7 protein-coding genes are annotated in these 7,048 nt (G+C 44.9%); 4 read left to right on the forward strand and 3 right to left on the reverse strand.

The features are described 5' to 3' along the window. Positions 1–1,130 (reverse strand): iron-containing alcohol dehydrogenase (locus AAC033_RS17695; RefSeq protein ID WP_339740585.1); only part of this gene is annotated, 1,130 nt, incomplete at its 3' end. A 155-nt stretch (positions 1,131–1,285) separates the two neighbouring features. On the opposite strand from AAC033_RS17695, the gene AAC033_RS17700 reads away from it, so the two are divergent. The 3 genes from AAC033_RS17700 to AAC033_RS17710 all read left to right on the forward strand — a co-directional run bounded on the left by AAC033_RS17700 (position 1,286) and on the right by AAC033_RS17710 (position 3,594). Beyond that, positions 1,286–1,882 carry a hypothetical protein gene (locus AAC033_RS17700; protein WP_339740586.1) on the forward strand — a complete coding sequence of 199 codons (597 nt, stop codon included), beginning with the start codon at positions 1,286–1,288 and terminating at the stop codon, positions 1,880–1,882. Positions 1,883–2,019: 137 nt separating this feature from the next. Then, positions 2,020–2,727 (forward strand): head GIN domain-containing protein, encoded by a 708-nt coding sequence (locus tag AAC033_RS17705; protein WP_339740588.1) that lies wholly within the window; start codon positions 2,020–2,022, stop codon positions 2,725–2,727. A gap of 207 nt (positions 2,728–2,934) precedes the next feature. Beyond that, positions 2,935–3,594: a tetratricopeptide repeat protein gene (locus AAC033_RS17710; protein WP_339740590.1), complete on the forward strand. Its 660-nt coding sequence runs from the start codon at positions 2,935–2,937 to the stop codon at positions 3,592–3,594. 49 nt (positions 3,595–3,643) lie between these two features. Here AAC033_RS17710 and AAC033_RS17715 read toward each other — a convergent pair whose 3' ends face one another. After that, a complete protein-coding gene (locus tag AAC033_RS17715; protein ID WP_339740592.1) occupies positions 3,644–4,549 on the reverse strand; it encodes an SMP-30/gluconolactonase/LRE family protein in 906 nt (301 codons plus the stop codon). 89 nt (positions 4,550–4,638) lie between these two features. On the opposite strand from AAC033_RS17715, the gene AAC033_RS17720 reads away from it, so the two are divergent. Then, positions 4,639–5,283 (forward strand): DUF2490 domain-containing protein, encoded by a 645-nt coding sequence (locus tag AAC033_RS17720; RefSeq protein ID WP_339740594.1) that lies wholly within the window; start codon positions 4,639–4,641, stop codon positions 5,281–5,283. A 4-nt stretch (positions 5,284–5,287) separates the two neighbouring features. Here the strand turns inward: AAC033_RS17720 and AAC033_RS17725 are convergent. Beyond that, on the reverse strand, positions 5,288–7,048 hold a 1,761-nt coding region (locus tag AAC033_RS17725), incomplete at its 5' end, for a TonB-dependent receptor (RefSeq protein WP_339740596.1).

Raw genomic sequence — 7,048 nt, forward strand, 5'->3', positions numbered from 1 at the left:
TCGCCGGGGCCAATGTCGGCTTTCTCACCAATTTTCATTCCCCGTTCTTCAAAGCGTGATGTTATTCGGCCAATGGTTTCTGCCGGAACTTCATAATCGGGTAGGGTGGTTTTTATGCCGACTGACTCAAAAAAGGCAATGGTCTTCGCAATGGTCTGGTCAATGCGTTCGTCCACGGTTCCTTCACGAACTCCCCAGATTCGTTCGCCATATTGCAGAATTTTGTCCTGCTTTTCCTTACGGCGGATATGCATCATTCCGGGAAGCACAATGGCCAGGGTACGCGCATGGTCGATGCCGTGATAGGCGGTCAACTCGTGCCCAATCATGTGGGTTGCCCAGTCTTGTGGAACACCCATGCCAATCAGTCCATTCAGGGCCATGGTGGCACTCCACATAAAGTTGGCGGCGGCTTCATAGTCTTTGCGGTTAGCCAATACTTTCGGGCCTTCCTCAATCAATGTGTGCAAAATGCCTTCGGCAAAACGATCCTGTAAAGGCGAATTGACCGGAAAAGTGAGGTACTGCTCCATCACATGAATAAAGGCATCAACAATGCCATTGGCCACCTGGCGATCGGGCAGTGAGAAAATAACTTCAGGATCAAGCACCGAAAACTGAGGCATCACCGCCGGCGAGTCAAAGGCCAGCTTTTCTTCCGTTGAAACCCGTGTGACGACGGCATTTCCATTCATTTCAGAACCAGTTGCCGGAAGCGTTAGAACTGCGCCAATTGGAATCGCTTTTTGAATATTAACCTGGCTACGCTTGGCGCAAATATCCCAGGGTTCTTCGCCTTCATACAAAGCCGCCGCCGCAATAAACTTGGTTCCATCCAGTACGGAGCCACCTCCAACGGAAAGCAGGTAATCCACCTTTTCTGCTTTCACGAGCGCCACCGCTTTCATCAGGGTTTCGTAGTGCGGGTTGGCTTCAATGCCGCCAAATTCGATGACGTTGAAGTCTTTTGTTGCCGCTTTGACCTGGTCGTAAACGCCATTTTTAAAAATACTACCCCCACCATAGGTAAGCAGAATTTTCTTATCTTTCGGAAGCTCGTTGGCTATTTTAGCAATCTTTCCTTTCCCGAATAATATCTTTACCGGGTTTTTGAATTCAAAATTATACATGTGTTTTCTTTTTTGGTTCGGAGACCAAATTTAGTAAACCTTGAGCAGAATCACTGTTAATAAGTTTAAAGGTTTTTGATGGGTGGTCGAGCCAATCAGAGCATTCAGATTGGTATTCTGCTTTGTAGCTGAACGAACTTTCCTATTTTTGCGGTATGGAAAATGAAGAACTAAAGAACCGGATCACTTCACTTAGCGACGCTGAATTGATTGAATTGCTCAAGCTGCGTGATTCGTATCAGCCGGAAGCGGTCGAATTTGCTGTTCAGGAAGCGCTCAGAAGGCAATTGATCCAGTCGGAAGTCGACTTGCAGTCGACCAGGTTTCAGTCGAAGCATCGTCATGCTAAGACCATCTTTCCACATCTGAATAATGAAAAACAGTTTCAAAAGGTTTTCAGTAGCTTGATTCGGGTTTTATATCTGGTCGCCATTATTCCCTTTGTTTTTGGTGTTTTAAACCTGATTGAACCCAAAGTTCGCGACGGGTTGGTGCTGCTCGGCCTTGGCTTATTGTGGGCGGGACTGAGTGTTCGTTTACAAATGCGGCAACGTGCGCAAACTCCACTCGTGTTGATGGTGTTGCTCCTGTTTGGTTTAATTCGTGGGTTTTTTAGCTTAAAAGATCTGTCGGGCTTGCAGCTTACCGACCTGATTATTTTTGGAGTGGCCATCCTTTTGTTGACTTATGTTTTGGCTTATATTCGTGTTTTGTTGGTTCGGAGGCAAAACAATGAGGTCCATTCGGATTAAGCGACACTTTTACCTGTAAAAAGCGCACACTTATCGAAAAAAGTAGATCATTGGAAACGTTGTTGTATAGCTTTGTCTCAGTATTTGAATCTTTTTCGATTTTGCAGAAAAAAACTAAAAAATGAAAACACTTTGCCATGAAAACGAGTCAGCTAATTGCCATTTGTCTTTTCCTTGTATTTATTACCTCGTCTTGTTTTTCATCGACATCGCCTGAATGGGATGATGACGAAATACAAACGTATGAGATTTCCAATTTTGAGCGAATCGTTTTGGAGGGCGGTTACAAAGTAATTCTGAAACAGTCGGATCGACCCGGCTTGCAAATTAAGGCAGACGAAGAATTCTTCGAGCACATCAAGGTCGATAGCGACGGGCACACACTGAGCGTGACCCTTCGCGAGCGGCATCTTAACTTTAGCGGTGTAATACTGTATGTTGAATTTGTTGATTTGAATGAATTGCGAATTGAGGGTGGTGTGAAACTCGAGACCAAAGGCTATGTTGACTTGAACGATTTTTATTTACGTGTTGAAGGCGGCGCTAAAATTGAGATGGAAATGAAGGTGGACCACCTGAGAGTTGTTGGTGAAGGAGGTGTTAGTTTTAATTTTCGGGGCGTGGCAAAAACAATGGGAGCCCGGATTTCAGGAGCGGGCCATATCGATGCTGACGAATTGAAAACTCAAGTCGTGACGATCGAAATAGAAGGAATTGGAGGAGGATCGGTGTATGCTATTGATTTATTGAACGCTAAAATAGAAGGTGTTGGAAAAATTCGTTATAAAGGAAACCCCGAGGTGAAAAAAATCGTTGAAGGGCTTGGCCTGGTTAGCCCCGAGTAAGTTTAGTTTGCTTAGAAAGTTGAAAACAGGATCCTGAAAAGTGTCCTGTTTTTTGTTAATGTAAATTCTTATTGATGAGCGATTAAAACCAAAGCATTGCAAAAATTGTTTAGGTTTTTGAATCATTATTACTATTTTTGGAAACTTCGATAGAAAAAATGTAGGATTTATCTTGATTTATTAATAAAACTGAAAGAGGAACAAATTATGAAGCGATTGTTTTTATTAACTATTTTTTGCCTTGGAGTGGTTGCCGTCGGGTTCGCACAAGATACTGTTGACGCGGTTCAACTGAAGAACGACGGAAACGATGCATTACGCGCAAAAGATTACAAAAAGGCTCTGGAATTGTTTGAGAAATCATTAGCAAACTGGAGCGAAGAAGAGCAGGACAATGCCATGATCTACAATGCTGGGTACTGTGCCTACAAAGTGAAGAACTTCGAAAAGGCTGTCAAGTATTTTGGGCAGTCGATTGAGAATAACTACAAGACGTCAACAGCCTATTTGTATAAGGCCAATGCGCAACGACAAACAGGTGATGATGATGGATTTGTAGAAACGCTGGAAGCAGGGATGGCTTCGAATCCGAATGATATGAAGATGAAAGACATGCTTTCAACGTTCTACCTGAAGGAAGGAAATGCGTTTTATAAAAAAGGTGCTGCGATTTTAAAGGAGGCTGCTTCCGATGTGGCTGCCGGTAAATTTACTACCAATGATGACCAGTATAAAGCTGCAACGACTGAAGCCAGAGAAGAATTCAAAAAGGCATTGCCCTATTTTGATAAAGCGCTGAAGCTGACCCCGAATGACGACACGGCCAAGCAGCTGAAAGCGGCGGCTACGCAAGCCATCAATGGATAATTTCTGAATAGAACATAAACTAGAAAAGCTGCTCAATTGAGCAGCTTTTTTATTGCACTCCCATCACTTTCATCGCCAGTTTGTAGACCGATGTGCGAGCGGTTACAAACAAGGTCTTGCGGTTTTTGCCTCCAAAGCACAGATTGGCTGGCTGCTCCGGAATCTGAATGGCACCCAGCTTTACGCCATCTTTTGAATAAACCGAAACAGCCTGGTTGGTCAGGTAAACATTGCCTTGATGGTCGATGGTCATTCCATCAGATCCTTCAGGTGCAAAGAATGTTTTGTTGGCTAAGCTCCCATCTTGCTGGATGTCGTATTTCCAGATTTTCTTGTCGTTGATATCGGCCACATATAAAGTCGAACCGTCCGGCGTACCAATGATCCCGTTTGGCATAACAAAGCCATCGGCAACCCGGCTCATTTTCCCTTTCGGAGTTACGCAGTAAACAGCTCGTTCATCCTGTGCCTGAACTTGTCCTTCGGGCCACCAGGGGCGATGGTAATAGCTGTCGGTAATGTAAATGTTGCCGTTGGGGTGAATCCACAAATCATTGGGACCGTTCAAATGATTGCCGTCATAACTATCGGCAAGCACGGTCTTATTTCCTTTCAAATCAATTTTAATCAGTTTGTTCCGGTAGTCGGCACATGCAACCAGTTGCCCGTCGTGATCGAAATATAAACCATTCGCCCGCTCGCCGTCAACCTCAAATTCCATGATTTCATCATTTTCGTTCCAGATATAGATTTTGTTGTTAGGCTGGTCAGTAAAATAAACTTGTCCCTTTTTATCGGGAGCCGGACCTTCGGTAAAAGCAAAGCCAGATGCTATTTTCTCAACTTCAGCATTGGGTTTGATGATTTTCCTGAGCTGATCAGGCTTTTGAGCCGAAGTGCTTAACGACAGGGAGATGAATAAGCAAAGAGTGGATAAACGCATGATTGTCTTCATAATATTAAGTTTAAACGGATTTCTGTCCACGAATATATTGAATTTTAGCCGAAAGCTTATCTTTGCGGCTTGAGATAAGGATGGGAAACATGTGCAGACTACTCGTTGGATTATTGATTTTGTTGCTCGGGGGGCAAGCTGTTTTTTCGCAGGAGAAACGTGATTTCTATTTGTGGAATACGACCTATCTCAATGTGAGGTTAAGCCCCCAATACAATTTGAGGCTGAGCACTAAAGTTCAGTACCTGACCGGTGATAATCTTCGTGAGATGACTTACCTTGATTTGTCTGTTTCGCGTAAGATGAATGATTGGTTAAACCTTGGGTTTGCTTTTCGAACTTCGCAGCATCAAAAGTTAACAGGTGAAAAGATGGAATACCGCCCCCAATTGGTAAGCACCATGCATTTGTCGTCATCAAAAATAAAATGCAGCACAACCAATCGGCCCGAATACCTGATGTTTAGCGAAGGCGAAAGCTACGGGCGTTTTTACCACAATATCTTTGTTCATTTTTCTTCCTTTGGAAAGTGGCCCAAACCTTATCTGGGTGAAGAACTGTTTACCAAACTCAATGGGGAGCAGCTGCATTTAGGCCGGATTTACGGTGGTTTGCACGTGCTCGAACGGAAACATTTCCGCGTGGATGTATATTACGTCTGGCAACAATTGAAAGTCAGTGGGCAGTGGCACGGGGCCGATGTGGCCGGACTTAACCTGCATTTTCTTATCTAAGCGGCTAAAACAAATAGGAAAACTTCAGCCGGAACGCGAAATTGCGCGGCAATCCCGGGTAGTAATACCGCGGCGCGCTTCCTCCAAACGAGCTGGCATTAATTAGAACCATGGAACTGTAATGTTCTCCGGTAAGATTGTTAAGGGCTAACAGGGCTTTCACATTGAGACTTCCCCAGGTTTTCAGGTATTGAACGTTTGCATTTAACAGGCCATAGGCATCCGAATAGATGGAATTGTCGTCACGTAACGGAATCTTTCCCACTTGTTGGTAATTCAGCTGGAAGTTGAAGCGCTGTTTGATAATCAGGGCATAGCTGAAGTTTGTTTGGTGGCGCGGCGTTCCTGTGAGTTCTTTGTCCGAATAGTCGTTTTCGCCATCTACAAAATCAAGGAAATAGAACGGCGAAAAACTTCCGTTTACGGCCAGTCGGTGGGTTCGGTGTTGTCCTTCCGGCAGTTGGTATTGGAAGTAGTATTCCAATCCCGGATGAGCGGTTTTTCCGGCGTTGATTCCCAGGTAGGCATCTTCGTCCACCCGCCGTGCAACCAGTAAATTTTCAATGTTCATGTAAAAAGCCGAGATGTCGTAGTACAATTCATCAAACAAATAACCGCGGCTTCCTAATTCGTAGTTCCAGCCGGTTTCAGGCTGAATATCGGTATTTCGCCCGCCTTCCGGCAGTAAGGTTTCTTCCAGGCTGGGGGGCGAAAAACCATGACTCACCTGTGCGTACAGCTTGTTCTTATCAGTCAGCGAGTAGTTTACAGCCACACGGGGCGAAATAATTGTCTTAAAAGAATGGTCGCCAGATCGGTCGCCGTCTGCGGCGAGTAAATCGGTGTAGTCGTAATATGTTTTGTTGATATTTGCTCCGGCTGAAACTCGTAACCGCTTGGCTAAATAGTAATCAATTTGCCCAAAGCCATTGACATAGTTTCGCTTTTCCTTGTTGTCAGAAAGAATGTCGCCCTTGGTTCTGTCGTCGGTATTCTCGTATGTTGCCCAGTCGTAGTTTTCAAAGAAACTCTCATTCCCCAGCATGATTTTCCAACTTCCGTTTTCGGTGGGAATCGTTTTCTCCACAACAAAACGCCCCCCGAAATAATGACTTTCTTCGGTTAGAAAATTAAACGGCCGCAATTCATCTGACGCACGGTTTTGCCCAAAGAAACTGATGGTTGACTTCCAGTTACGGTTCCAGTCAGAAATGACCGACGCGCCCAGCAGATTCTTTTGATAGTCTTCGTAGCCACGAATGGCTGCCCAGTTTCCGGCTGCCAGTTCGGGGGTCTTAGTGAAGGTGTCCAAATCCACCGAGCTGGGAATATACGCCTTTAAATCCGTGTGGTTCACGATCAGGTTTAACTGGTGACTGGCAATAGCAAACTGGCCGACATAATTCAGATTGACCCGTTCCGTTTCGTTGTTTTCACGATAGCCGTCAGAACTTAGTCGCTCAACAGCCAAATGGTTGTTGCTGTAATCTCCCGTCAGGTAAAGGTTACCATTAAACTCGTGGGTTTGATATGATCCAAAGCCGTAGTCAACCGAAAATTGGTTCTGATCTGGATGAACGGCATCAAACAGCAAGGTGCCGCCCAGACCAGCGCCGTAAAAACCGGAGGCTGGTCCTTTAATGACTTCGATACTTGACAAAACCGATTGATTCAAATCTTCAATGGTGGTTTCTCCAACGCCATTGGTTAACGGAATTCCGGCATAGTAAGCCCGAATCTTGTTGGAAGCGTATGGCGTGCGGCT

It is taken from the genome of uncultured Sunxiuqinia sp. (genome assembly GCF_963974515.1).
Taxonomy (GTDB): domain Bacteria; phylum Bacteroidota; class Bacteroidia; order Bacteroidales; family Prolixibacteraceae; genus Sunxiuqinia.

What these genes read in the sequence shown, in the direction of transcription:
- AAC033_RS17700 (WP_339740586.1), top strand. Translation starts at nt 1,286, where the DNA reads ATGGAAAATGAAGAACTAAAGAACCGGATCACTTCACTTAGCGACGCT.
- AAC033_RS17705 (WP_339740588.1), top strand. Translation starts at nt 2,020, where the DNA reads ATGAAAACGAGTCAGCTAATTGCCATTTGTCTTTTCCTTGTATTTATT.
- AAC033_RS17710 (WP_339740590.1), top strand. Translation starts at nt 2,935, where the DNA reads ATGAAGCGATTGTTTTTATTAACTATTTTTTGCCTTGGAGTGGTTGCC.
- AAC033_RS17715 (WP_339740592.1), bottom strand. Translation starts at nt 4,549, where the DNA reads ATGAAGACAATCATGCGTTTATCCACTCTTTGCTTATTCATCTCCCTG.
- AAC033_RS17720 (WP_339740594.1), top strand. Translation starts at nt 4,639, where the DNA reads ATGTGCAGACTACTCGTTGGATTATTGATTTTGTTGCTCGGGGGGCAA.